We start from the raw sequence: 25,756 nt of genomic DNA on the forward strand, positions 1-25,756 counted from the left end.
CGGGGGGGGGGGGTGGCTTGTCGAGACCCGGCGTCAGCAGGTGATGGCGGGGTAGGCGGCCGACTGCGTGGCCGCACGGCCCGCGTCGTCGACTCCGGCGCCCGTCACCGAGGCCGAGCCGGCGGCCAGCGTCGGCTGGCGCACCGTGAAGCTCGCCGTGGCGTTCTTCCCGCCGGCGACCGCCGGGAAGGTCTTGGTGCCGGAGGCGGTGGTGACGGTGATGTCGGCGGGCAGGTCGTCCGTGTTCTTCACCGTCGTGGTGAGCACCGGCTTGCCCGCGACGCAGCGCACCGACGAGGTGGCGGCGAGCTGCAGCGCGACCGGCGCGGCCGGCGCACCGAGCGAGACGCGGAAGCGCTGGCAGTCGTTGTTCAGCACGCTCCACTGGCCGATCCGGGTGCCGTTCTGGTCCGAGCAGTTCGACAGGTCGAGCGCCTTGCCGCTGTGCACGGCGCGGAGCTCGACGGTGCCGTCGTTGCCCGGGCGGAGCCGCCAGCTGCTGCCGGTCACGCCGCACGCGCCCTGCGTGACGGTCGCGCCGTCGGCGGTGGAGCCTCCGGTGACCGCGAGGCACTTGGCCGCGGCCGAGACGGGGTGCATCTCGACGGCGCCGTCCGCGGCGGCCGTGAACGTCACGCGCTGGCACGGCGAGCCGAGCCACTCCCGCTGCTGCAGCACCGCGCCGTCGGCGGTGGAGCAGTTCGGCAGGTCGAAGGACTTGCCGGTGACGAGCGAGGTGACGGCGACCGCGCCGACCGGGCGCAGCGCCCACTCCTGAGAGGCGGCGGCACTCGGCGTCGACTGGCGGATCGCTCCGGAGGCCGCGTCGAGCGCCTTGCCGCTGGTGCGGTTCGTCAGCGTCGAGTAGCCGCCGGAACCCGGAGCCACCGTCCACTGCTGGCAGGAGGTGGTCAGCCACGCGGACTGCTGCAGCGACGCACCCGAGGCGGTCGAGCAGCCGACCGGCCCGAGCGACGTCCCACTGCTCGCGTTCACGACGCGGACGAAGCCGTCGCCGGTGCTGTCGAGCGTCCAGCTCGCGCGGGGCGTGGCGCAGGAGCCCTGCACGACGCCGGCGCCGTCGCCGCTCTGGGCGGAGGACACCGTGGCGCAGAGGCCGGTGCTGCGGCTGACCAGCTGCCAGGCCGCACCCTCGACGCGGGCCGTGATCGGCGCGTTCTCGCCGCTGGGCACGGGGATCCGCGCGGCGGTGCCGAGCGGGACGCCGAAGTCGGGCTCGCCCTCGGCGGTCCAGTCGACGAGGTGCGCGCGGGCCGAGCGCTGGCGGCTGCAGCCGTCGTTCGGGCCGGGGTTCGCGTGGTACAGGTTCCAGGTCTCGGTGCCGTCGGGCGAGTCGAAGAAGTCGTTGTGACCGGTGCCGTACTCGCCGTTCGCCTTCGAGAAGACCGGGCCGTCGCTCTTGGTCCAGGAGGAGGCGAGCACCGGGTCGCCGGTGCCGTCGTACTCGAGCGTGCCGAGCTGGTAGTCCTCGGTGCCGCAGAAGCTCGCCGAGTAGACGATCCAGGTGCGGCCGTCCTTCTGCAGCGGGATCGGACCCTCGTTGACCGGCATGCCGATGGTCTCCCACGGCTCGACCGGCTCGGACAGCACGTTCAGCGGGCCGACCGCGGTCCACGGGTCCGACATCCGGGCGATGTAGTTGCTCTGCAGCCCGTTGCCCGGCTGGAACGCCGACCAGGTCATGAAGAGCTCGCCGTTCAGCTGCAGATAGGCGCCGTCGATGTTCCAGGAGTCGACCGGGACCGGCCGGCCCTTGTAGCTGTACGGGCCCATCGGGTCGTCGCCCGCGCTCTCGATCACCTGGAGGTGCTGGCCGTCGAAGTTCCCCGCGGTGCCCATCGTGTACATCAGGTACCACCGCCAGCCGTTCGGGCCCTCGAGCCGCTGCAGCTCGGGCGCCCACATGTTCGCGTTCCGGCCCGGGTTCGTGTCGGAGTAGACGGTCACCGGAGTCGCGGTGCCGAGCGCCGCGAGCGTCGGCGCCTTGCGCATCACCACGCGGTTGTCCCAGGTCGTGGCGACCAGGTAGTAGTTCCCGTCGTGGAACTCGATCGTCGGGTCGGCCGTGTCCGGCTCGAGCGGATTCGTGAAGGTCGACTCGCCGATCGCGGCCGCGGGGCTCGCGGCGGCCAGCGGCAGCGCCACGATCGTCGCCAGCAGGATCAGGAGACCGGCGATCAGCCGGCGGCGCAGGCCCGGTGCGGGCGCGGTCAGGTGCATGGATGACTCCGTCGTCGATCGTGATGCGGGCGCCCCCGTCGGGCCGCGAGAGCGCGGCCCCGAGAGCCGGGGCGAGAATTTGTTCACGGTAACAGCGGCAGTTGCGCAAGGTCAAACCCCTCCGAGCAACCCTTCTCCCGCCCTTTCCCACCACTGGGGCGAAACGTTTCGCTTCCGCGCTTGATCCCTCCCGCGCACCCCGCCTAGAGTCCGAGGCGAACGTTTCGTGCGATCGGAGATCCCCCATGTCAGCGCAGACCCTCTCCTGGCGCGCCGGGCCGCTCGAGCTCGAGTTCCGCCGCTCCCCCGACGCCCCCGTGAGCCTCGCGCGACTCGTCTCCGGCGAGCTCGAGATCCGCTTCGAGCACGCACTGCCGCTGGTCGGGATCCTCACCGCCGGCCGGGGCCACGTCACCTCGACCGACCGGCTCGTGCAGACCGCGATCGGCGACTCCCTCCGCTACGTCTCGCACGAGGCCGGGGGCGGGGGCGAGGCCGGGGCGACCGTCCTTCGGATCGTCTCGGCGAGCGCCGACGGCCTGCGCGCCACGACCACGATCGACGCGCTCGGCACCGCCCTCCGCGTGAGCACGACCGTCGAGAACGCGGGCACCGGGCCGGTGCTGCTCACCGCCGTCACCAGCTGGGCGATGCCTCTCGGCACCCGGCTGGACGTCGGCGCCGCCGCCGACCCGGCCGCGGACTGGGAGCTGCTCGAGGGCCGCAGCGAGTGGCTGGGCGAGGGCCGCTGGGAGGCGCGCGAGCTGCGCGCACTCCTGCCCGACCTCCATCCGGAGCACACCGAGCAGCCCCCGCGCGAGTCGGTCGTCCGCACCGCGACCGGCACCTGGTCGACCGGCGGCGCCCTCCCGCTCGCCGCGCTCCGCTCACGGCGGCAGGACGTCACCTGGCTCTGCGAGGTCGCGCACAACGGCCCGTGGCGCTGGGAGGCCGGCGAGCAGATCGGCGACGCCTACCTCGCCGCCTCCGGCCCCACGGACCGCGACCACCAGTGGTCCGTGCTCCTCGCGCCCGGCGAGCCCTTCACCTCGGTGCCGGCGCTCGTCGCCGTCGGCACCGGCCTCGAGCACGCCGCCGCGGCCCTCACCCGGGCGAAGCGGTCGGCCCGGCGCGCCCACCCCGACGACCGCCGCCCCGCGCTGGTCTTCAACGACTACCTGAACACCCTCGGCGGCGACCCGACGACCGCGAAGCTCCTGCCGCTGATCGCCGCGGCGGCCGAGGTCGGCGCCGAGGTGTTCTGCGTCGACGCCGGCTGGTACGCCGAGACCGAGTCCTGGTGGGACACCGTCGGCGAGTGGACGCCGTCGACCCGGCGCTTCCCGGGCGGACTCGGCGAGGTCGTCGACGCGATCCGCGGCCACGGCATGGTGCCCGGGCTCTGGCTCGAGCCCGAGGTGATCGGCACCGGAAGCCCGCTCGCCCGATCCCTGCCCGACGGGGCGTTCCTCTCCCGCTCGGGGATCCGGGTGGAGGAGAGCGGCCGCCACCACCTCGATCTGCGCCATCCTGCAGCCCGTGCGCACCTCGACGAGACCGTGGACCGGCTCGTCCGCGAGTTCGGCATCGGCTACGTCAAGCTCGACTACAACATCGATCCGGGCCCCGGCACCGACCGCGACGCGACGAGCGCCGGCGCCGGACTCCTCGAGCACTCCCGCGCGCACCTCGCCTGGATCGACGGCGTGCTCGACCGCCACCCGCAGCTGATCCTCGAGAACTGCGCCTCCGGAGCGATGCGCGCCGACTCCGCGATGCTCTCCCGGCTGCAGCTGCAGTCGACCTCCGACCAGGAGGATCCGCTGCTCGCGCCGCCGATCGCCGCGGCGGCCCCGCTCTCGATGCTCCCCGAGCAGGCCGCGAACTGGGCCTGCCCGCAGCCGGAGATGAGCGACGAGGCGATCGCCTTCACGCTGGTGACGGGCCTCGCGGGCCGGCTCCTCCTCACCGGCCACCTGGATCGGATGACGGCGCAGCAGCGCGCGCTCGTCGCCGAGGCCGTGCGCACCGCCGGCGAACTCCGGGCGCACCTGGTCGCGTCGGTGCCGCTCTGGCCGCTCGGCCTGCCGGGCTGGACCGACCGCTGGGTCGCCTCCGCGCTGCGCGGACCGGACGCGATCTCCCTCTCGCTCTGGGACCGCGGCGACGACGCGGGCGAGACGACCCTCGCGTTCCCCAGCCTCCTCGGCCGCGCGGTCGAGGTGCGGACGGCCTTCCCCGCGAGCCTGCCCGCCTGGGCCACCCGCTGGGACGCGGGGGCCGGCCTGCTCACCGTCCGCTCCATCGCCGGGGAGCCGGGCGCCCGCTCGTTCGTCCTGCACGACGCGGGCCGACTCCCGAGAGAGCGATCCCACGGGTCCGCTTGACTATGCTGAACGGACCCGCGATGTCGAGCCCTCGTCATCCCGCCGCACCGAGGGTGCCCGGCTCTCCCCTCAGGGGAGCGGAGGAGGTCCGCGCCATGGCCGATCGGCCCAACCTCCGGCATGTCGCCGCGGTCGCCGGCGTCTCGCACATGACGGTCTCCCGCGTGCTCAGCGGGCACCCGAACATCAAGGAGTCGACCCGGCAGAAGGTCCTCGAGGCCGTCTCCGAGCTCGACTACCGCCCCAACATCGCGGCGCGCTCGCTCGTCACCCAGCGCACCGACCGCATCGGCGTGATGATCGAGAGCGGCGCCGAGTTCGGCCCGTCCAGCACCCTCCGCGCCATCGAGCGGGCCGCGCGCGAGAAGGGCTACTCCGTCACCTCCGTCGCGCTGCGCGACGACCAGGACATGAGCCCCGTCGACGCGATCCGGCACCTCTCCGGTCTCGGGATCGACGCGCTCTGCGTGATCGCGCCGCGCTCCTCCTCCGTCGCGACGCTGCGCACCGTCGAGATCGGCGTGCCGACGCTCGTCGTGAAGTCCGACAAGGACGCGAACTTCCTCACCGTCTCGGTCGACCAGCAGGCCGGGATGAGCCAGGCGGTCGACCACCTCGCCTCGCTCGGCCACCGCGACGTGCTGCACATGTCCGGCCCGCTCGACTGGCTCGACGCCCGCGCCCGCGAGCGCGCCTTCCACAGCCGGGCGAAGGCGTGGGGGATGCGCGAGCGCCCGATCGTCATCGGCGACTGGACCCCGGACTCCGGCTACGAGTTCGCCCGCAGCCTGCAGTCCGTCCCGGAGTTCACCGCGATGGTCGTCGCGAACGACGAGATGGCGCTCGGCGTCATCCACGGTCTCGTCGAGCGCGGCATCCGCGTGCCGCAGGACGTCAGCATCGTCGGCTTCGACGACCTGCCCACCGCCCGGCACTTCCTGCCGCCGCTGACCACGGTGCGGCAGGACTTCGACAAGCTCGGCACCACCGTCGCCGAGGTGATCCACGCGCGGATCCGCGGCCAGGAGATCCCGCAGCGCACCCGCATCCCCACCGAGCTCGTGGTGCGCGAGTCGACGGCGCCGCCCCGCAGCTGACGCTCGCGACCGGCGCTCGCGTATCATCGGCGGCACCCCTGGCGCGACGCTCCCCCGGCGCCGCCCCGCACACGAACCGAGGACGGCACGTGTCAGTTCAGTCGACGACGACTCCCGCACGCCCCGGTCCCGCACGCCCGGACCCGGTCGTCGAGATGACGGGCATCCACGTCTCCTTCTCCTCCGGGCCCGCGCTGGCCGGTGCGCGGCTGCGCCTCGTGCCGGGCGAGATCCACGGCCTGATGGGCGAGAACGGCGCGGGCAAGTCCACGCTGATCAAGACGCTCACCGGGATCCACCAGCCCGACGCCGGTGAGATCGTCGTCGACGGCGTCGCCCGGCGCTTCAGCGGACCGGCCGACGCGAAGGCCGCCGGCATCACCGCGGTCTTCCAGGACGAGCGGCTGACCGACAACCTCAGCATCGGCGAGAACGTGATGATCGGGCACGAGATCCGCGGGCGCCTCGGCATCTCCTGGTCGCGCACCCACGCGCGGGCGGCCGAGATGCTGGCCGAGCTGGGTCTCGAGGACCTCGATCCGCGCCTGCCGCTGCGCTCGCTGTCGCCCGCGATCCGGCAGCTGGTCGCGATCGGCCGCGCGATGGTCGACCGGCCGCGGGTGCTGATCCTCGACGAGCCGACCTCGAGCCTCGACCTCGGCGACGTCGCCCGGCTCTTCACGGTGCTGCGGAGGCTGCGCGGCCAGGGCGTCGCCATCGTCTTCGTCTCGCACTTCCTCGAGCAGGTGCTCACCCTCAGCGACCGCATCACCGTGCTCCGCGACGGCTGCACCGAGGGCGAGTACCCGGCCGGGCGGATGGACCGGGCCGAGCTGATCGCGAAGATGATCGGCAAGGACATCGACGCGCTCCGGCAGATCGGCTCCGACCGCCGCGAGCACCGCCGCCAGCCCACCGGCCCCGCGATCTACCGCGCGGTCGGCATCGGCCGCCGGGGCGCCGTCTCCCCCACCGACATCGAGCTGCACCGCGGCGAGATCGTCGGCTTCGCGGGCCTCCGCGGCTCCGGACGCACCGAGCTGGCGTCGCTGCTCAGCGGCGTCGAGCGGCCGGACAGCGGCGAGGTGCTGATCGACGGCGAGCACGCGGACATCGTCGACCCGGTGTCGGGGCTGCGGAACCGCATCGCGCACTCCAGCGAGAACCGCCGCGAGGACGGGATCATCGGCGACCTGTCGCTGCGCGAGAACCTCGTGCTCGGGCTGCAGGCGCTGCGCGGTTGGGCGCACCCGCTGTCGGCCGCCGAGACCGACACGCTCGTCGCCACCTACGTCGAGGCGCTGAACATCACGCCGGCCGACCCGGACATGCCGGTGAAGTACCTCTCCGGCGGCAACCAGCAGAAGGTCGTGCTGGCGCGGTGGCTCGCCACCCGGCCGCGCCTGCTGGTGCTCGACGAGCCGGCCCGCGGCATCGACGTCGCCTCGAAGGTCGAGATCCAGGCGCACATCGCCCAGCTCGCCAAGGAGGGGGTCTCCATCGTCTACATCTCCTCCGAGCTGGAGGAGGTGGTGCGCCTCAGCGACCGCATCGTCGTCTTCAAGGACCGCGAGAAGATCGGCGAGGTCAGCAACGGCCCCTGGCTCACCGTCGACACCATCGTCGAGATGATCGCCGCGGACACCACGGACGACGACGCGGCCGACGACGCCTGGTGACGCGCCTCATGCTGATCGAGTAGCCCTCGCAGAGGGCGTATCGAGATCCGGGGGACACGGTTGACCCCTGTGAAACGTCTCACGTAGGGTGGCGCGGGACCGGGGAAAGCGCATTCCTGCATCCCGGACCATCGATGCCGAGGGATTCAATGCCGAATTCACGTCCGTTCCGTCCGACCACCGCCGCCGGGGCGCTCCGCTCCGGCCTCGGCCTCGCGCTCGCCGCGGGGCTCGCGCTGACCGGCGCGTCCACTGCCGCAGCGCAGACCACCGCGCCGCCCGCCGTCCCCGCCAACCCCGTCCTCACCGCGCAGCTCGAGGACCTCGACCGCGGGGTCGTGGCGCTCGCCTCGCCCGACGGCGGCGTCTTCGTCAGCTGGCGGCTGCTCGCGACGGAGGTGACCGGCTCCTCCGACAGTGGGATGGTCGGCGCCGACTTCGCCGTCTACCGCGGGGCGGAGCGGATCGGCGTCGTCACCGACAGCACCAACCTGCACGACCCGGCGGGTGCGCCCGGTGACGAGTACCGCGTCGTCCCGCTCGTCGACGGCGAGCCCGGCGAACCGAGCGCTCCGGCCACCGCCTCTGCGGACGCCTTCGAGACGCTGCCGCTGCAGAAGCCGGCCGACGGCGTCACTCCGGCCGGCGAGGCCTACACCTACAGCGCCAACGACATGAGCGTCGGCGACATGGACGGCGACGGAGACTACGAGTACGTCGTGAAGTGGTACCCCTCGAACGCGAAGGACGTCTCGCAGAAGGGCTACACCGGCAGCACCTATCTCGACACGTACGAGGCCGACGGCACACTGCTGCACCGCATCGATCTGGGCGTGAACATCCGCTCCGGCGCGCACTACACGCAGTTCCTCGTCTCCGACTTCGACGGCGACGGCCGCTCCGAGATCATGACGAAGACCGCGCCGGGCACGACGATCCTGCCCGGCGGCGACACCGCCCGCGCCGAGTCGATCACGCTCCTCCCCGAGGACGTCGCCGCGGGCGTCACCCCGCAGGACGACTACCGCCTCTCCGCCGCCGGCTACCGCGAGCACCTCATCGGGATCTTCGAGGGCTGGGGCACCCGCGAGGAGGTCACCTCCGGTCAGTGGCCCGCCACACTCGAGGAGGCGTTCGGCATCGCGCCGACGCACGCCTACCCGCTCGACCGCGCCGGGGCGACGGAGCTCGCCGACTACTTCATCGACGTCTACGCGCCGAGCCGGAGCGACCGCAACGACCTGACCACCTTCGAGGGCTTCATCCTGACCGGCCCCGAGTACCTCACGGTCTTCGACGGCGAGTCCGGCGAGGAGCTGCAGACCGTCGCCTACGAGCCGGCCCGCGGCGACGACGGCCTGCTCTGGGGCGACTACGCCTACTCCCGGATCGAGCCGGGCAACCGCAACGACCGCTTCCTCGCGGGCGTCGCCTCCTTCGACGGCGAGACGCAGTCCGCCGTCTTCGCCCGCGGCTACTACACCCGCGCGGTCGTCGTCGCCTACGACTGGGACGGCAGCGAGCTGTCGCAGCGCTGGGTCGCCGACAGCGGTCACGTCCCGCTGACCAACCCCTTCAACGACACCCCGCACGGCCGCGAGGGCTCCAGCCCGGAGTGGGCGACGCTCACCACCCAGGGCTTCCACTCGCTCAGCGCGGCGGACGTCGACGGCGACGGCCGGCAGGAGATCGTCTACGGCTCCGCCACCCTCGACGACGACGGCAGCCTGCTCTACAGCTCCTACGACACCCTGCCCGAGGGCAGCAGCGCGCCCGGCACCGAGGCCAAGCTCGGCCACGGCGACGCGATGCACGTCACCGACATCGACCCGGCGAACCCCGGGCTCGAGATCTTCAGCGTGCACGAGGGCGGCGTCGGCGCGCCCTACGGCTACGCGCTGCGCGACGCCGCGACCGGCGAGGTGCTCTTCGGCGCCTACTCCGGCAAGGACACCGGCCGCGGGATGATCGGCGACATCGACCCCGCGATCCCCGGCCAGGAGGTCTGGGCGATCGGAAAGCTCTCGGCGAGCGGCGACCCGCTCGACGGCGGGGATCCCGCCGAGCAGCCCGGCACCAACCAGAGCATCCGCTGGGCCGCGGACATGACCACGCAGATCGTGGCCAGCACGACGATGCAGGACGCGACGCCCGTCACTCCGACGATCGTCACCGGTGACGGCACCGTGCTGCTCTCGGCCGAGGGCACCGTGACGAACAACGGCACGAAGGGCAACCCGTCTCTCGTGGCGGACGTGCTCGGCGACTGGCGCGAGGAGCTGCTGCTGCCGACCGCGGACTCGAGCGCGATCCGGATCTACTCGAGCACCGAGGTCACCGACCGCAAGCTGACGACGCTGATGCACGACCCGCAGTACCGGGTCGAGGTCGCGCGCCAGCAGACCGCGTACAACCAGCCGTCGTACACCTCGTACGGCCTGGCGAGCGACATCGACTGGTCGACGGTCCCGGTGCTGGCGCAGGAGGGGACGGAGCCGGTGCCGACGCCGACGCCCACTCCGGAGCCGACCGCGACCGCCACCGCGACGCCCGTGCCGATGCCGACCGAGACCGCGCCGCCCGTGGTTCCGGCGCCGGGCGATCCCGCACCGCACGAGCCCGCGCCCGTCGCCGGACCCGACGGTGACCTGGCCGCCACCGGCACCGACCTGTCGCTGCTGCCGCTCGGAGCGCTCGCGCTCCTGCTCGGCGGCGGGGCGCTGCTCCTGCGGCGCCGCCTGCAGCACGGCGAGTAGCACCCGCCTGATGCCGGTCGAGTAGCCGCGCAGCGGCCTCCATGCTGGTCGAGTAGCCGCGCAGCGGCGTATCGAGACCCGCCCCTCCCCCGGGAGGCGGCGGGTCTCCGGCGTTAATGCACGATCGTTACCGGAGACGCCGATGCGCTGTTGCGTCACAAGAATTGTTCACGGTAACATTTTGCCCAGGACGCACCCGGACGTGTCACTTCACGACGGGCGTCCACCGCACATCCTGCACTCACTGCACCTCGGGCGCCAGGCCCGCACTGCACTCATCACATCCGGGCCCCTGGGCCCGCACCCACGGGCGCTCCCGCGCGTCCGTGATCTCAAGGAGGAGATCCATGTACAACACGAGGCGTTTCGGCCAGTTCCTCGGTTTCGCAGCAGTCGGCGCACTCGCGCTCGGCCTCGCCGGCTGCTCCGGCGGCTCGGACACGGCCGCGGGCGGCGGAGGAGACGACGTCACCACCATCGGCTTCGTGGCCGTCGGCCCCGAGGGCGCGTGGCGTCAGGCGAACGAGACCAACATCGAGGAGACGTTCACCGCCGACGCGGGCTACGACCTCAAGTACGCCCCCGCCACCAACGGCGACCAGAAGTCGCAGATCGACTCCTTCACGTCCTTCGTGGACGAGGGCGTCGACATCATCCTGCTGTCGGCCACGGAGGGCTCCGGCTGGGAGGACTCGCTCGAGCGCGCTCAGGAGGCCGAGATCCCGGTCATCCTGATCGACCGCGGCATCGAGCCGGACAACAGCGACCTCTACGTCACCCGCATCGCGCCGGACAACATCGCGGTCAGCACCTCGGTCGCCGACTGGGCGAAGAGCGCCTTCCCGGACGGCGCCAAGTACTTCACCCTCGAGGGCCCCGCCGGCGTCTCCGTCGTCAACGAGCGCAACGAGGGCTGGGACGAGGTCATCGGCGCCGACTCCGCCTTCACCAAGGTCGGCGCGCAGACCGCCAACTGGTCCACCGAGGAGGCCAAGAGCGTCTTCGAGACCGTCCTGAAGTCGAACAACAACGACGTCCAGATGGTCTTCGCGCAGAACGACGAGATGGGTCTCGGCGCGGTCCAGGCCGTCCAGGAGGCCGGCCTCACCCCGGGCGTCGACGTCAAGATCGCCACGATCGACGGCACCAAGAACGCCCTGCAGGCCCTCGCCGACGGTGAGCTCAGCTTCGTCGCCGAGTACAACCCGCTCTTCGGCGAGACCGCCCTCGACGCCGTCGAGAAGACCCTCGCCGGCGAGACCGTCGAGTCCTCGATCGTCGTCCCGAGCGAGACCTTCGACTCGCCCGAGGCCGCGGCGACCGCCCTGCCCGACCGCAAGTTCTAGAAAACACCTCTAAGCACCACCCCCCTCCGGAGCGACCGGGACCCCACCGCGGGTCCCGGTCGCTCCCACCTCCGGCGCAGAGCAGCGCCACTCGAGAACGGAACGACGCGACATGGCGGATTCGCCTCCGATCGTCGAGATGAAGAACATCTCGATCAGCTTCCCCGGCGTCAAAGCCCTCGACGGTGTCGACTTCCGCCTGTTCCCGGGCGAGGTCCACACCCTCATGGGCGAGAACGGCGCCGGCAAGTCCACCCTCATCAAGGCGCTGACCGGCGTCTACAAGATCGACAGCGGCGAGATCGTCGTCGGAGGGACGCCCCGGCGCCTCGCCGGCACCGCGGATGCGCAGGCGGCCGGCATCTCGACCGTCTACCAGGAGGTCAACCTCTGCACCAACCTCAGCATCGGCGAGAACGTCATGCTGGGCTACGAGGTGCGCGGTCCCTTCGGCATCAACTGGCGGGCGACCCACGACGCCGCGAAGCGCGCCCTCGAGCGCCTCGGCCTCGGCCACCTCGACCCGCGCCGCCCGCTCTCCTCGCTCTCGATCGCGATGCAGCAGCTGGTCGCGATCAGCCGCTCCACGGTGAGCGACTCTCGCGTGCTCATCCTCGACGAGCCGACCTCGAGCCTGGACGCGAACGAGGTCGAGAACCTCTTCGTCGTCATCCGCCGCCTCCGCGCGGAGGGCGTCGCGATCCTCTTCGTCTCGCACTTCCTCGACCAGGTCTACGCGATCAGCGACCGCCTCACCGTGCTGCGCAACGGCACCTACGTGGGCGAGTACCTCACCCACGAGCTCGACCGCACCTCGCTGATCTCCAAGATGATCGGCAAGGACATCGCCGCCCTGCGCTCCCTCGACTCCGAGCGCGCGGACAGCGACCACCTCTACCGCGAGGCCCCGCTCTACACCGCGAAGGGCCTGGCCAAGAAGGGCTCCATCGAGTCCACCGACCTCACCCTGCACCGCGGCGAGGTCGTCGGCTTCGCCGGCCTCCTCGGCTCCGGCCGCACCGAGCTCGCCCGCCTGATCTACGGCGTGGACAAGCCCGACACCGGCGAGATCACACTGCACGGCAAGAAGGTCGACGTCCCGACGCCGACCGCCGGACTCGCGCACAAGATCGCCTTCTCGAGCGAGAACCGCCGCGACGAGGGCATCATCCGCGACCTCTCGGTCCGGGAGAACCTCATCCTCGCCGTCCAGGCCAAGCGCGGCTGGGCCCGCCCCCTCTCCAAGAAGGAGAAGGACGAGATCGTCGCGAAGTACCTCGTCGAGCTCAACGTGCGCCCCGCCGACCCGGACCGCCCGATCAGCAAGCTCTCCGGCGGCAACCAGCAGAAGGTGCTCCTCGGGCGCTGGCTGGCCACCGCCCCGGAGATCCTCATCCTCGACGAGCCGACCCGCGGCATCGACGTCGGAGCCAAGGCCGAGATCCAGGAGAAGGTCGTCGCCCTGGCCGGCGAGGGCGTCGCCGTGGTCTTCATCTCGTCCGAGCTCGACGAGGTCGTCCGCCTCAGCGACCGCATCATCGTCCTCAAGGACCACCGCGTGATCGCGGAGATCCTCAACGGACCCGCTGTCACTGCGGAGTCGATCGTCACTACCATCGCCGCAGAGGGAGTCGTCGACGAGGACGTCGTCGTTCTCGAAGGCGCCACGCAGGAGGCCGCATCATGAGCAGCGACACGCGACCGGACCGGGGCTCGCTCCTCGCGAGCCTGATCCGTCGTCAGTACTTCTGGGGAGCGGTGGCCATCGTGCTGCTGCTGCTCGTCAACGTCGTCAAGGACCCGAGCTACCTCGGCGTCACCGTCAGCCCGACCACGGGCTATCTCGTCGGCAACGTGATCGACATCGCCCGCGCCGCCGCCCCGATCCTGATGATCGCGGTCGGCATGTGCCTGGTGGTCGCGACCGGCGGCATCGACCTCTCGGTCGGCTCGATCATGGTCGTCGCCGGCGCCGTCTCGATGGAGTTCCTCAACGCCCAGGGCGCGCCGGACTCGCTCGGCGCCGCCGCGGCCGCCTTCGGCCTCGCGCTGCTGGTCGCCGGAGTGCTGGGCGCCGTGAACGGCGTCCTGGTCTCGGTGGTGGGACTCCAGCCCTTCATCAGCACGCTCGTCGTGATGCTCGCCGGCCGCGGCCTGGCGAAGGTCATCACGGGCGGCCAGAACACCGCCGCCACGAACGAGCCGTTCCGCTGGCTCGCCAACGGCTACGTCTTCGGACTCCCCGTCGTCTTCCTGCTCGCCATCGCGATCGTCGTGGTCGTCGGAGTCCTGGTGCGCCGCAGCGCGCTCGGCCTGATGATCGAGGCCATCGGCATGGACCCGAAGGCGGCCCGCCTCGCCGGCATCAACCGCCGCGGCCTGCTGATGACCGCCTACATCGGCTCCGGCGTCCTCGCCGGCGTCGCGGGCGTCTTCGCCACCGCGAGCGTGATGACGGTCGACGTCTCGCGCACCGGCTACCAGCTCGAGCTCGACGCGATCCTCGCGGTCGTGGTCGGCGGCACCTCCCTCGCGGGCGGCAAGTTCAACATCACCGGAGCGGCCGTCGGAGCGATCCTGATCGCCACCCTCGACAAGACGGTCGTCTTCCTCGGCGTCTCGTCCTCGGCGACACCCGCCTTCAAGGCGATCGTCATCGTCGCCCTGTGCCTGCTGCAGTCGGAGCGGGTCCGCTCCGCCTTCAAGAACCGTCGCGAGGCGCGCCGCAGCGTCCCGCAGAAAGAGGCGATCCCCGCATGAGCGCCGTGCTGACCCGACCCGCCCCGCCGGCGAAGTCGAACCGCTCCTCCGCCACCTCGTGGCTGAGCCAGCACCTCGACAAGCTGCCGACCCTCGCCGCCCTGGTCATCTTCCTGGGCATGATCGTCTACGGCGAGGTCGCCTACGGGCGCATCCTGCAGGCGAGCACGATCTCGAACCTGCTGATCAACAACGCGCACCTGATCATCCTCGCCGTGGGCCTCACCTTCGTGATCCTCACCGGCGGCATCGACCTCTCGGTCGGCGCGGTGATCGCCTTCAGCAGCGTGAGCGGCGTGCTGCTCATCAACAGCGGCTGGAACCCCTGGCTCGTGATGCTGCTGATGGTGCTGATCGGCTCCGCGTTCGGCCTGATCTCGGGCGTGCTGATCCAGTACTTCAACGTCCAGCCGTTCATCGCGACCCTCGCGATGATGTTCCTGGCCCGCGGCCTCGCCTCGATGCTGAGCACCGTCCCGGAGCGCCTCCCCGAGGACTCGGCCGTGCTGTCGCTCGCGACGCCGATGAAGCTGATCGACGGACCGAAGGTCAACGACTTCGTGATCAGCCCCGGCGTGATCATCGCCGTGCTCGTCGTCGCCGCCGCGTTCTTCGTGCTGCACCGCACCCGCCTCGGCCGGACGGTCTACGCGATGGGCGGCTCGGAGCCGTCGGCCGCGCTGATGGGCCTGCCCGTCGTCCGGACCAAGCTGCTCATCTACGTGATCAGCGGCACCCTCGCGGGCCTCGCCGGCGTGGTCTACACCGCCCGCCTCGGCAGCGCGCAGAACATCACCGGCACCGGCTGGGAGCTCGACGCCATCGCGGCGACCGTCATCGGCGGCACGCTGCTGACGGGCGGCGTCGGCTTCGTCCTCGGCTCGGTGATCGGCGCCCTCGTCCTCGGCCTGATGAACGTCCTGATCACCCGCGACGGCGGCATCCCGCCCGAGGCGACCACCATCATCACCGGCGGCATCCTGCTCGTCTTCGTGCTCCTGCAGCGCGCAGTGATGGCCCGCAACCGGACCTGACGTCCGGGCGCAGCGCCACTCGATCCGTCATGAACGGTCGCCTCGGAACTCTCGGGGCGACCGTTCTCGACGTCTCGGCGCGACCGATCCGAGGCGCGGAAATCCCCTTCGGATTCCCGTCGCGTTGACGTCAACATCGTGTTACCGTGAACATCGCCGGTGCGTGCCGGAGCCTTTCCCTTCAGCAATGGTGCCGAACTAGGAGCAAGTGCGATGAAGCCCTTCCTGCGACCGGTCGTCCTCGTGACGGCTCTCGCGCTCACCGTCCCGCTGCTGACGGCGCAGTCCGCCGCAGCCGCTCCGGCCGACGATCTCGTCCTCCGCTACGCGCTCGACGCGACCAGCGGCACGACCGCCGTCGACAGCTCCGGCAAGGGCCGCGACGGCGTCCTCTCCGGCGGCGCGGTCGCCTCGGGCGCCGCGGGCGTGACGCTCGACGGCGTCGACGACTTCGTGAAGCTGCCCGACAACGTGCTCGCCGGCCTCAGCTCGATCACCGTGAGCACCGAGGTGCTGGTGAAGCCGAGCCAGGGCACCCCGTACTTCATCTGGGGCCTCGGCAACACGACGAACAACGCGGGCAACGGCTACCTGTACACGACGGGCAACAGCTACAAGACCTCCATCGCCACCGGCAACTGGACCACCGAGCAGACCGTGAACTCGGGAGCCGACCTCGCCCGCGGGGTCTGGAAGACGCTCACCTACACGCTCGACGACGCCTCCGACACCGCGCGGCTCTACCTCGACGGCACCCAGGTCGCGCAGCAGACCGGCGTGACCATCACCCCCGGCGCGATCGGCGGCGGCAGCACCACCGCGAACGCGATCGGCCGCTCGGTCTACACCGGCGACAAGTTCCTCGCCGCCTCGGTGCGCGACTTCCGCATCTACAGCAGCGCGCTCAGCGCCGCCGACGTCGCGACCCTCCAGGCGAGCGACGGCACGCGCACCACCCGCGACGCCGCCGCGCTGAGCCTCGGCGACCTCTCCGCCGTCACCGCGAACCTCACCCTGCCGACCACCGGGCCCAACGGCTCGGCGATCGCCTGGTCCTCGAGCAACGCCGCCGTCGTCTCCTCGAGCGGAGTCGTCACCCGGCCCGCCACGGGCACCGCCCAGGCCGTGCTCACCGCGACCGTCACCCGCGGCTCCGCGACGCAGACCCGCACCTTCACCGCCACCGTGCCCGCGCAGGACGCGAACGCCGACGCGCAGAAGGCGCTCGACGCGCTGAGCATCGTCAACGCCGGCGACGTCCGCGGCAACGTCACGCTGCCCGCGAAGGCCGGCTCCTACGACGTCACCTGGACCTCCTCGAACACCGCCGTCGTCAGCACCACCGGCGTCGTGAAGCGCCAGGCCGCCTCGACCCCCGTCACCCTCACCGCGACCGTCCCCGGCACCACCGCCACCCGGCAGCTCCCGGTCACCGTGACCGCCGCGCCCGCGGACCTCGACACCGAGTACGACGCCGGCTACCTCTGGACCCACTTCGCCTCGACCGACTACGAGAAGATCTACTTCGGCTCCAGCACCGACGGCCTGCACTGGTCGAAGCTCAACAACGACAAGGCCGTGCTCGCCAACCTCGCCGGCACGCTCGGCGTCCGCGACCCGCACCTGGTCCGCTCCCCCACCGGCGACGAGTACTGGATCCTCGGCACCGACCTGCACGCCGAGGGCACCGCCGGCGGCGGCTCCTGGGACCAGGTGAACGCCAGCCAGAAGCTCGTCGTCTGGCGCTCCACCGACCTCGTGACCTGGGGCCAGCAGAACCTCGTCTTCGCCGGCGCGCCGAACGCGGGCAACGTCTGGGCGCCCGAGGCGATCTGGGACGAGGCCACCGGCCAGTACTACGTCTACTGGTCCGGCCGCGACAGGACGCAGGTGAGCACCGACGACTGGGCGCTGCGCGTCTACGTCTCCACCACCCGCGACTTCCAGACCTTCTCCACCCCGAAGGTCTGGCTCGACGAGAACTCGTCGACCAACAACGCCGACGGCCCGAACATCATCGACACCACCATCGCCGTCGAGAACGGCGTCTACTACCGCTTCTCCACCTCCGACTGGCGCACCGTCGTCGACAAGGCCTCGAGCCTGGCCGGCCCGTGGACCCGCGTGATCGCCCGCGGCGAGGAGACCTCCCGCGGCCTCGCCGACCACCTCGAGGGCCTCACCGTCTACCAGCTGCCCGACGGCCGCTGGGTCGTGATGGGCGACTCGTTCGGCTACTCCGCCTACGTCACCGACACCCTCGCGGACATGCTGTTCACGGCCCTGCCCGTCGGCACCACCGGAGCGAACACCTACTCGTTCTCGAAGCCCTTCCGCCACGGCTCGGTGCTGCGGCTCTCCAGCGCCGAGGAGGCCCGCATCACTGCGGCCTACGGCGCCACGAGCACCGGCCCGACCCCGAAGCCCGTCAACTCGAAGGGCGAGATCCTCCGTTACACCTTCGACGGCGGCTCCGGCACGACCGTGACCGACAGCTCGGGCAACGGCCTGAACGGCACGATCGTCTCGGGCGGCACCTGGCAGACCGGCTCGGTGAAGCTCGACGGCACCGACGACTACATCGAGCTGCCCGACGACCTGCTCGCCGGCGTCACCGACGTCACCGTGCAGACCGAGGTCTGGATCGACCCCGCGCAGAGCGGCGCGTACTTCCTCTACGGCCTCGGCAACACCACCAACGGCGCGGGTGACGGCTACCTCTTCACCTCCGGCAACAACTACCGCACCAGCCTCACCACCGGGAACTACACCACCGAGCAGACCGTCTCCTCCGGCTCGGCCGTGCCCCGCGGGCAGTGGGCGCAACTGACCTACACACTCTCCGGCACCACCGCGACGCTCTACCTCGACGGCGTCCGCGTCGGCGGCGGCACCGTCACGGCCGACCCGAAGGACATCGGCGGCGGCACGACCACAGCGAACTCCATCGGCCGCTCGAACTACGACGCCGACAACCGCTTCCGCGGCCAGGTCCGCGAGTTCGCTCTCTACAACCGGGCGCTGAGCTCGGCGGAGGTGCTCGCCTCCTCCGGCAACACCACCGTGCTGGCCGACGTGACGCTCACCGGCGACGTGCTGAAGACCGCACCGATCGTCGACCAGGGGACCCGCACCGTCACCCTCCCGGTGAAGCCCGGCACGGACCGCTCGAAGCTCACCGCCACCTACTCGACCGCCGCGGGCGTCACCGCGAGCCCCGCCTCCGGCACCGTCCGCGACCTGCGCACCCCGCAGACCGTCGTGCTGACCCCGGCCGGCGGCGGAGCGACCACCACCTGGACGCTCAAGGCCGTCGAGATGAAGAGCCCCGTCCTCCCGGGCCTCTACGCCGACCCGAACATCGCGGTCTTCGGCGACACCTACTACCTCTACGCGACGTCCGACGGCTTCCCCGGCTGGGGCGGCAAGACCTTCTACGCCTGGTCGTCGAAGAACCTCGTCGACTGGACCCGCTCCGCGCAGCCGATCCTGACCCTCGACGGCGCGAACGGGAACGTCCCGTGGGCGACCGGCAACGCCTGGGCGCCGACGATCATCGAGAAGGGCGGGAAGTACTACTTCTACTTCTCCGGCCACAACGCCGCGCTCGACCGCAAGACGATCGGCGTCGCCGTGGCGTCGAGCCCGATGGGCCCGTTCACCGCGCAGCAGTCCCCGATGATCACCAACGGCGAGTCCGTGAAGTCCGGCCAGGCCATCGACCCGGCCGCGTTCACCGACCCGGCCACCGGCAAGAGCTACCTCTTCTGGGGCAACGGCGCACCCGTGTACGCCGAGCTCTCGGACGACATGCTCTCGGTCAAGGCGGGCACCATCAAGACGATCTCGGGTCTCACGGACTTCCGCGAGGGCGCGTTCATGAACCACCGCAACGGGCTCTACCACCTGACCTACTCGATCGACGACACCGGCTCCGAGAACTACAAGGTCGGCTACGCGACCTCGACGAGCATCGACGGACCGTGGACCTACCGCGGCGTGATCCTGGAGAAGGACCCCTCGCAGGGCATCCTCGCCACCGGCCACAGCTCGATCATCAACGTCCCCGGCACCGACGACTGGTACATCGCCTACCACCGCTTCGCCATCCCCGGCGGAGACGGCCAGCACCGCGAGACCACCATCGACAAGGTGACCTTCGACCCGGCGACCGGCCTGATGCAGAAGGTCGTCCCGACCCTCACCAGCGTCAGCCCGCAGACGGTGCCGACCGCGGCCCCTGCCATCACGGCGACCGCCACGGCGTCGACCCGCTGCGTGCAGGGCAAGGTCGTCCTCTCGGTCGTCGCGACGAACCCGAACGCCTTCCCGGTGAAGATGGTCGTCACCTCGACCTCGGGCTCGAAGACGTTCGAGGAGGTGGCCGCCGGCAAGTCCGTCACCCACTCGTTCACGACCCGCACCGCCGCGCTGCCCGCCGGCTCCGCGACCGCCACAGCCACCGCGTTCGTCGCGGGCAAGCCCGCCACCGCGACGGCCACGGCGCCGTACGCGGCGGCGAGCTGCGGCTGAACCCTGTTCCTTCCAAGACTCCACTGACCACCCGACACCACTGAACCGGACGGCGACGACGCCGTCTCGAGAACGGAGAACACCCTGATGAACACTCGCTCCTTCCTCCTCCGCGGAACCGCCGGCATCGCCGGAGGCCTGCTCCTGCTCGGCGTCGCCGGCACCGCGTTCGCCGACGAGCAGCAGGGCGCCGACGACGTCGACGTCAACGTGCAGATCGCCCCGCTCACCGGCGGCGGCGCCCTCTCGATGACCGTCGCGAGCGACTCCACCGCCCTGACCGAGAACGGCTCGACCAGCGTCGTCCGCCAGTTCACCGGCACCCTGCCCACGGTCACCGTCACCGACACCCGCGACGCCGCCGACATCCCCGCCGGCGCCGGCTGGTACGTCCTCGGCACCGCCAGCGACTTCACCTCGTCGACCGGCGACACCATCGGCGCGGAGAACCTCGGCTGGGCGCCGAACCTGATCGACGGCGGCGACTCCGGACTCGTCGCCGAGGGCGACGTCGTCGACACCGCCATCGACGGCGGCCCGGACGGCGTCGGCCTCGTCGACCAGGAGCTCCTGGCCATCACCAACGACAGCGCTGGAGTGGCCGAGGAGGGCTCCTGGACCGCGAACGCGGCCCTGACCCTCAAGACCCCGACCACCGTCGACGCGGGCGACTACAGCTCGACCCTCACCCTCTCCCTCTTCGAGTAGGCCCCGTCATGCTGGTCGAGTAGCCGCCGCAGGCGGCGTATCGAGACCCACCCTGCAGGACACGGTGGATCTCGATACGCCCGCTCCGCGGCCTACTCGATCAGCATGGAACGGACCCGCTCCGCGGGCTGGTCCCGCGAGCGGTCGGCCCGCGCTGTCCATGTCGGTCGAGTAGCCGCCATGGGCGGCGTATCGAGACCCGGCGTGCTGGACACGGTGGATCTCGATACGCCCGCTCCGCGACCTACTCGATCCGCATGCAGCGGCCCCGCCCGCTCCTTGCATGCTGGTCGAGTAGCCGCCGCAGGCGGCGTATCGAGACCCATTCCGTGAGAACCTGGACTCCCCATGACCTCCGTGCTCCGCGCCCTCCTCGCCGTCCTCGTCGGCGCGCTCGCGCTCACCGCCGCTCCCCCGGCCCTCGCCGCGACCGACCAGATCACCTGGGCGGTCAGCCCCGCGACCGACGGCGCCGTCGACAAGCGCTCCTGGGTCGAGCTCGACCTCGACCCCGGCGCCACCGCCGAGGAGCAGGCCGCGGTCCGCAACCTCAGCGACCAGACCGTCACGTTCCGCATCGACGCGGCCGACGGCTACTTCACCGACAAGGGCCGCTTCAACATGCTCCCCTCGGACCAGGAGTCCGTCGACGCCGGCACCTGGATCACCGCCCCCGAGACCGTCACCGTCGAGCCCGGCGGCACCGGCATCGTCCCCTTCACCGTCACCGTCCCCGACGACGCGGAGCCCGGCGACCACGCCGCCGGCCTCGCCGCCTCCCTCGTCTCCGTCGGCACCGACGTCGGCGGCTCCTCCGTCGGCGTCGAGAGCCGCATCGGCTTCCGCGTGATGACCCGCGTCACCGGCGACGTCGCCCCCGCCGTCGCCGTCGAGAACCTCACCGGCGACTACCGCCTCTCCTGGAACCCCTTCCAGCCCGGCTCCCTCACCGTCACCGCCGACATCGTCAACACCGGCAACGTCCGCCTCCTCCTCGACGGCAGCGCGACCGCCCAGGGCGCCTCCGCCCCGCTCGTCGCCGCCGACGCCGCCCAGCAGGAGCTGCTCCCCGGCGACCGCCGCGCCGTCACCCTCCAGCTCGACGACGTCTGGCCCCTCTTCGCCGTCGGCACCGACCTCACCGTCGCCCCCACCGTCGTCACCCCCGAGGGCCTCGACCCCGTCGACATCGCCCCGCTCACCGAGTCGACCACCACCGCCGCCGTCCCGCTGCCCCAGCTCGCCGTCCTGCTCGGCCTCGCGCTGATCCTCGCCGCGCTGCTCGCCGGCCGCACCCGCTCCCGCCGCCGCGTCGCCACCCTCGTCGAGCAGGCCAAGGAGGAGGGCCGCCGCGAGGCCGCCCACCAGCCCTCCTGACCCCGGCCCCGTCCGTCCCCCTCCGCGAGATGCCACTTGTGCACGCTTTCCACGGCGTGTCGCGCTCATAAGTGGCATCTCGCGAGAACTCAGACGTCAGCGGGTGGACGTGACTCCTCTCGGCGGTCGCGAGCGCACACTCCGGGGACACCCTGGAGCGTGGCCTGCACGAAGCATGACCCGCCTCCTCACCAGGACGACCGTCGACATCGACGAGGTCTCCCTCGACGGCGCTCATGTCGCTGACCCCGACCGCGAGATGCCACTTGTGCACGCTTTTCACGGCGGGTCGCGTGCACAAGTGGCATCTCGCGGAGGGGGGCTACTGGTAGGTGATCAGGTCGGGGAGGGGGGCGACCTGGGCCATCGTCTGGGCGGGGGTCAGCATCGGGAGGTCCTCGTCGTAGAAGTTCTTCCAGCCCCAGGCGATGCCCTCGGGGGCGCCCTCGTGCAGGGCATTCCAGGTGGCCTGCTTGTCGGGCTGGCCGCCCTGGCCGTCGACGTGGATCAGGAACTCGAGCTCGGGGCGGTCGCGGCGGATGCTGTCGCGGTCCTGCAGCATCGACAGCCGGAACTGGTGCAGCACGAACATCTTCGGCGGCAGGCCCTCGCGCTGCACGAGGTCCGCGAGCCAGCTCGAGACGCTGTCGACCTCGGTGGCCTGGACGCGGCCGATCTGCGCGAGCGGCACCTCGTCGGGCGCGAGCCGCCACTCCGGATCGAGGGCGAGGCCGACGTTCGGGAGGCGCAGCAGCTCCTCGTAGGCCTGCGCCTGAGTGAGGAAGTCGGAGCGGCCCGGCTGCAGGTCGAGCACGACGTACATGCCCGCCGCGGCGGCCGCGTCGATGTAGGGGCGTATGCCCGCGGGGTCGAGCTCGTTGGAGTAGTCGCCGTCGCCGCCGGCGCTGCCCGCCGCGACGGTGGTGATGATCTCGAGGCTCGGCACCACCTGCAGATCGGTGAGCGAGCGGTACGGCTCGGCCACCGCCTCCGCCCGCGCGATGGTCGCGTCGAGGCCCTGCTCGCCGAGCACGCCGAGCACGGGTGCGCCGGGCGTGCCGTAGATCGCGACGTAGAGGTGCCCGCCGAAGAGACGCTGCCCGCCGCCGGGCAGCTGCCAGCCGCTCGCGGCGGCGCGCACGGACCACTCCGGCAGCGACTGCGCAGCGAGCACGGGTCCGAGCAGCAGGGTGCAGGAGGCGCCCGCGTCGGCGATCGCGGTGACGGCCGGCCCCGAGGCGAGGAGGTCGGTCACGGAGTCGCCGACGAGGGTCACCGGGACGCCGACGGCGCGCGCGTTGGCGACGGCCGCGACGTCGGCGGCCTGGGCGAGGGCGGTCACCCCGGCGAGCGGTTCTGCCCGCGTCGGCAGCGCGCCGAAGGGCGGCGCCGCGGGGGCACCGGGCGCGAGGGCGACGAGGGAGGCGACGTCGAGCGCGCCGACCGCGACTCCGGTCGCCTCCTCGATCGCGGCGGCCTCGGCGGCGGCGGTCACGGTGTCGACACCCGCGTGCTCCGCGACGGCGCCGACGGCGACGACTCGGGTGGTGCCGAGCCGGGCGAGCTCGGCGTCGATCGAGGAGTCGGACGGCGAGGCCGAGGCCGTCGCGGTCGACGTGGATCCGGCACTCTCCACCAGCAGCGGCACGCCCCAGGCGATGCTCACCTGCGCGGCGAGCAGCACCGAGGCGGGCACGTCCTCCACCACGACGACGAGCGGCGCCGCGGTGAACAGCAGAGCGCTCGCACTCGCGGCGTCGGCGGCGAGCGTCACCGGACCGGCGGGCGCGGCGGCCTGCGTGCGCGGCGCCTCCTGCGGCTCGGAGTCCGAGGGGGACGCGGAGTCGAAGGTGCAGGCGCTCAGCAGCGGCAGGACGGCGAGGCCGCCGAGCACGACGCCGCGGCGGGTGAGGCCGCGGCGGGTCAGCCGATCGACGGCGGGGACGTCGGGGATCTCGGGGGGCATGCGCGGACCTCTCCTCTCGGAGCCGGCGGGCTCACTGGTGCGCGGTGGGTCTCGCTCCAGTGTCGCAGGCGCTGCCCCCCTCCCGTGGGACGAGGGGTCGGACCGACCGCTCGGTCAGACCGTGCGCGGCGCCTTGGCGAGGTTGGCCTCGAGCTCCTCGCGGTTCTGCCGCACCACGTAGGCGGGGCGGTCGCGCTCGACGCGCCAGGACTCGCTCAGCGGCGTGATCGCGACGGTGTCGAAGCCGAGGCGGTCGTAGAGGTCGGTGACGAAGTGCACGGCCTCGGGGTAGTCGCTCGACGTGGCGAGGGCGCGGCGGTCCTCGCTGCCGGCAGGGGTGCCGTCGGTCGTGATGTCCGCGGCCATGATGTGGTTGAACGCCTTGACGACCTTCGACTCCGGGAGGTGCTTCTGCAGCATCTCGCTCGTGGTCGTCTCGCCCTTGTCGAGCGCCTCGATGCGGCCGTCGCGCTCGAAGTAGTAGTTGTTCGTGTCGAGGACGATCTTCCCGGCGAGCGGCGCGACCGGCACCTCCTCGAGGTTCTTCAGCGGCACGGTCACGACCGCGATCTCCGCGGCCTCGGCCGCCTCCTGCGCCGTGGCGGCGCGCGCCTTCGGGCCGAGCTCCGCGATGAGGTCGGCGAGGGTCTCGGGACCGCGCGAGTTCGCGATCACGACCTCGTCGCCCTGGGCGAGGACCGCGCGCGCGACCTGGCTGCCGATGTTGCCTGCTCCGATGATTCCGTAAGTGGTCATGGGGAAGGGAACGCCCGCGGAGGGGAGGAATTCCGTCCTGGGGCGCACTCCCACGCCGCGTCCAGGCACCGCGGACGCGTGTCGCCGCGATAGGTTCGAGCGTCCGCTGACGAACGACCCCGGAGACCGCGATGCCGCAGTTCGACCTCCCGCTCGAGCTCCTCGAGCAGTACCAGCCCGACCTGCCGGAGCCCGAGGGCTTCGCGGACTTCTGGCGCGAGACCATCGCCGAGGCCCGCGGCCTCGCGACCGAGCCCGTCTTCGAGCCCGTCGACGCCGGCTTCCCGCTCCTGGAGATGTTCGACGTCACCTTCTCCGGTTTCGGCGGCCACCCGATCCGCGGCTGGCTGATCCTCCCCCGCGGCGTCGAGGGCCCGCTCCCCGCCCTGGTCACCTACATCGGCTACGGCGGCGGCCGCGGCCTGGTCGACGAGTGGACCGCGATGAGCGCCGCCGGCTACGCGCACCTGGTGATGGACACCCGCGGCCAGGGCTCCGGCCACCGCGGCGGCGACACCCCCGACCCGGTCGGCAGCGGCCCGCACGTCAGCGGCTTCATGACCCAGGGCATCGAGTCGCCCGCGGACCACTTCTACCGCCGCGTCTTCACCGACGCGGTCCGCGCGCTCGACGTGCTGCGCGCCCACCCCGCCATCGATCCCGCGCGCGTCGCGATCTCGGGCGGCAGCCAGGGCGGCGGCATCTGCCTCGCCGTCGCGGGCATCCTGGGCCTGCTCGGCGAGTCGGAGTCGGCGCGCGCCGCGATCATCGACGTCCCGTTCCTCAGCCACATCGGCCACGCCGTGCGGATCGTGGAGACCATGCCCTACGGCGAGGTCGTGCGCTACCTGCGCACCCACCGCGGCTCGGAGTCGTTCGTCTTCGACACGCTGTCCTACTTCGACGGCACCTCGTTCGCCCCGCACGCCGAGGTCGCGGCGATGTTCTCCGTCGCCCTGCTCGACGAGATCTGCCCGCCCTCCACCGTCTACGCCTCCTACAACCGCTACGCCGGCCCGCGCGAGATCCGCGTCTACCCGTTCAACGGCCACGAGGGCGGCGAGGTGTTCCAGATCCGCGAGCACGTGCGCTTCCTGGCCCGCGAGCTGGCGTAGA

15 protein-coding genes are annotated in these 25,756 nt (G+C 71.8%); 12 read left to right on the top strand and 3 right to left on the bottom strand.

The window, feature by feature from the left end:
* Positions 1 to 33 precede the first annotated feature (33 nt).
* On the bottom strand, positions 34 to 2,241 hold the full coding sequence (locus MT351_RS02275; RefSeq protein ID WP_207905688.1) for an RICIN domain-containing protein: 2,208 nt from the start codon (positions 2,239 to 2,241) through the stop codon (positions 34 to 36).
* 245 nt (positions 2,242 to 2,486) lie between these two features.
* Between MT351_RS02275 and MT351_RS02280 the strand changes: the two genes are divergently transcribed.
* From MT351_RS02280 to MT351_RS02330, 11 genes are all read left to right on the top strand, one after another.
* Positions 2,487 to 4,628: a glycoside hydrolase family 36 protein gene (locus MT351_RS02280; protein WP_123734655.1), complete on the top strand. Its 2,142-nt coding sequence runs from the start codon at positions 2,487 to 2,489 to the stop codon at positions 4,626 to 4,628.
* 95 nt (positions 4,629 to 4,723) lie between these two features.
* Positions 4,724 to 5,725 carry a LacI family DNA-binding transcriptional regulator gene (locus MT351_RS02285; RefSeq protein WP_165908983.1) on the top strand — a complete coding sequence of 334 codons (1,002 nt, stop codon included), beginning with the start codon at positions 4,724 to 4,726 and terminating at the stop codon, positions 5,723 to 5,725.
* 155 nt (positions 5,726 to 5,880) lie between these two features.
* A complete protein-coding gene (locus tag MT351_RS02290; RefSeq protein WP_123734654.1) occupies positions 5,881 to 7,404 on the top strand; it encodes a sugar ABC transporter ATP-binding protein in 1,524 nt (507 codons plus the stop codon).
* Between the two features lie 149 nt (positions 7,405 to 7,553).
* Positions 7,554 to 10,160, top strand: coding sequence for a rhamnogalacturonan lyase (locus MT351_RS02295; protein ID WP_165908984.1), 2,607 nt, complete (start codon positions 7,554 to 7,556; stop codon positions 10,158 to 10,160).
* 347 nt (positions 10,161 to 10,507) lie between these two features.
* Positions 10,508 to 11,506 (top strand): ABC transporter substrate-binding protein, encoded by a 999-nt coding sequence (locus MT351_RS02300; RefSeq protein ID WP_123734653.1) that lies wholly within the window; start codon positions 10,508 to 10,510, stop codon positions 11,504 to 11,506.
* A gap of 112 nt (positions 11,507 to 11,618) precedes the next feature.
* Entirely contained in the window at positions 11,619 to 13,193 is a 1,575-nt protein-coding gene (locus tag MT351_RS02305; RefSeq protein WP_123734652.1) for a sugar ABC transporter ATP-binding protein, read from the top strand.
* Positions 13,190 to 14,266: an ABC transporter permease gene (locus MT351_RS02310; RefSeq protein WP_123446515.1), complete on the top strand. Its 1,077-nt coding sequence runs from the start codon at positions 13,190 to 13,192 to the stop codon at positions 14,264 to 14,266. Before MT351_RS02305 ends, MT351_RS02310 begins: the two co-directional genes overlap by 4 nt.
* Positions 14,263 to 15,300 carry a sugar ABC transporter permease gene (locus tag MT351_RS02315; protein ID WP_123446514.1) on the top strand — a complete coding sequence of 346 codons (1,038 nt, stop codon included), beginning with the start codon at positions 14,263 to 14,265 and terminating at the stop codon, positions 15,298 to 15,300. Before MT351_RS02310 ends, MT351_RS02315 begins: the two co-directional genes overlap by 4 nt.
* A 213-nt stretch (positions 15,301 to 15,513) precedes the next feature.
* Complete coding sequence (locus MT351_RS02320) at positions 15,514 to 19,833, top strand: family 43 glycosylhydrolase (RefSeq protein ID WP_243581118.1); 4,320 nt, start codon at positions 15,514 to 15,516, stop codon at positions 19,831 to 19,833.
* 87 nt (positions 19,834 to 19,920) lie between these two features.
* Positions 19,921 to 20,541: a hypothetical protein gene (locus tag MT351_RS02325; protein ID WP_123734650.1), complete on the top strand. Its 621-nt coding sequence runs from the start codon at positions 19,921 to 19,923 to the stop codon at positions 20,539 to 20,541.
* A 348-nt stretch (positions 20,542 to 20,889) separates the two neighbouring features.
* Positions 20,890 to 21,918 carry a WxL protein peptidoglycan domain-containing protein gene (locus tag MT351_RS02330; RefSeq protein ID WP_123734649.1) on the top strand — a complete coding sequence of 343 codons (1,029 nt, stop codon included), beginning with the start codon at positions 20,890 to 20,892 and terminating at the stop codon, positions 21,916 to 21,918.
* A gap of 322 nt (positions 21,919 to 22,240) precedes the next feature.
* Here MT351_RS02330 and MT351_RS02335 read toward each other — a convergent pair whose 3' ends face one another.
* Together MT351_RS02335 and MT351_RS02340 are read right to left on the bottom strand one after the other, a co-directional pair.
* Entirely contained in the window at positions 22,241 to 23,884 is a 1,644-nt protein-coding gene (locus MT351_RS02335) for a hypothetical protein (protein ID WP_243581119.1), read from the bottom strand.
* A 114-nt stretch (positions 23,885 to 23,998) separates the two neighbouring features.
* The gene (locus MT351_RS02340) at positions 23,999 to 24,640 is read right to left on the bottom strand and encodes an NADPH-dependent F420 reductase (protein ID WP_123734647.1); all 642 of its coding nucleotides are present in this window, start codon (positions 24,638 to 24,640) and stop codon (positions 23,999 to 24,001) included.
* 131 nt (positions 24,641 to 24,771) lie between these two features.
* Here MT351_RS02340 and MT351_RS02345 point away from each other — a divergent pair, with 131 nt between their 5' ends.
* The gene (locus MT351_RS02345; RefSeq protein ID WP_123734646.1) at positions 24,772 to 25,755 is read left to right on the top strand and encodes an acetylxylan esterase; all 984 of its coding nucleotides are present in this window, start codon (positions 24,772 to 24,774) and stop codon (positions 25,753 to 25,755) included.
* Position 25,756 lies beyond the last annotated feature (1 nt).

The sequence above is a fragment of the Rathayibacter sp. VKM Ac-2926 genome (genome assembly GCF_022815565.1).
Classification (GTDB): Bacteria; Actinomycetota; Actinomycetes; order Actinomycetales; family Microbacteriaceae; genus Rathayibacter; species Rathayibacter festucae.

Coding starts and splice junctions, on each gene's coding strand:
- MT351_RS02275 (WP_207905688.1), bottom strand. CDS start 2,241: ATGCACCTGACCGCGCCCGCACCGGGCCTGCGCCGCCGGCTGATCGCC.
- MT351_RS02315 (WP_123446514.1), top strand. CDS start 14,263: ATGAGCGCCGTGCTGACCCGACCCGCCCCGCCGGCGAAGTCGAACCGC.
- MT351_RS02340 (WP_123734647.1), bottom strand. CDS start 24,640: ATGACCACTTACGGAATCATCGGAGCAGGCAACATCGGCAGCCAGGTC.
- MT351_RS02310 (WP_123446515.1), top strand. CDS start 13,190: ATGAGCAGCGACACGCGACCGGACCGGGGCTCGCTCCTCGCGAGCCTG.
- MT351_RS02345 (WP_123734646.1), top strand. CDS start 24,772: ATGCCGCAGTTCGACCTCCCGCTCGAGCTCCTCGAGCAGTACCAGCCC.
- MT351_RS02295 (WP_165908984.1), top strand. CDS start 7,554: ATGCCGAATTCACGTCCGTTCCGTCCGACCACCGCCGCCGGGGCGCTC.
- MT351_RS02280 (WP_123734655.1), top strand. CDS start 2,487: ATGTCAGCGCAGACCCTCTCCTGGCGCGCCGGGCCGCTCGAGCTCGAG.
- MT351_RS02305 (WP_123734652.1), top strand. CDS start 11,619: ATGGCGGATTCGCCTCCGATCGTCGAGATGAAGAACATCTCGATCAGC.
- MT351_RS02285 (WP_165908983.1), top strand. CDS start 4,724: ATGGCCGATCGGCCCAACCTCCGGCATGTCGCCGCGGTCGCCGGCGTC.
- MT351_RS02330 (WP_123734649.1), top strand. CDS start 20,890: ATGACCTCCGTGCTCCGCGCCCTCCTCGCCGTCCTCGTCGGCGCGCTC.
- MT351_RS02320 (WP_243581118.1), top strand. CDS start 15,514: ATGAAGCCCTTCCTGCGACCGGTCGTCCTCGTGACGGCTCTCGCGCTC.
- MT351_RS02290 (WP_123734654.1), top strand. CDS start 5,881: ATGACGGGCATCCACGTCTCCTTCTCCTCCGGGCCCGCGCTGGCCGGT.
- MT351_RS02325 (WP_123734650.1), top strand. CDS start 19,921: ATGAACACTCGCTCCTTCCTCCTCCGCGGAACCGCCGGCATCGCCGGA.
- MT351_RS02335 (WP_243581119.1), bottom strand. CDS start 23,884: ATGCCCCCCGAGATCCCCGACGTCCCCGCCGTCGATCGGCTGACCCGC.
- MT351_RS02300 (WP_123734653.1), top strand. CDS start 10,508: ATGTACAACACGAGGCGTTTCGGCCAGTTCCTCGGTTTCGCAGCAGTC.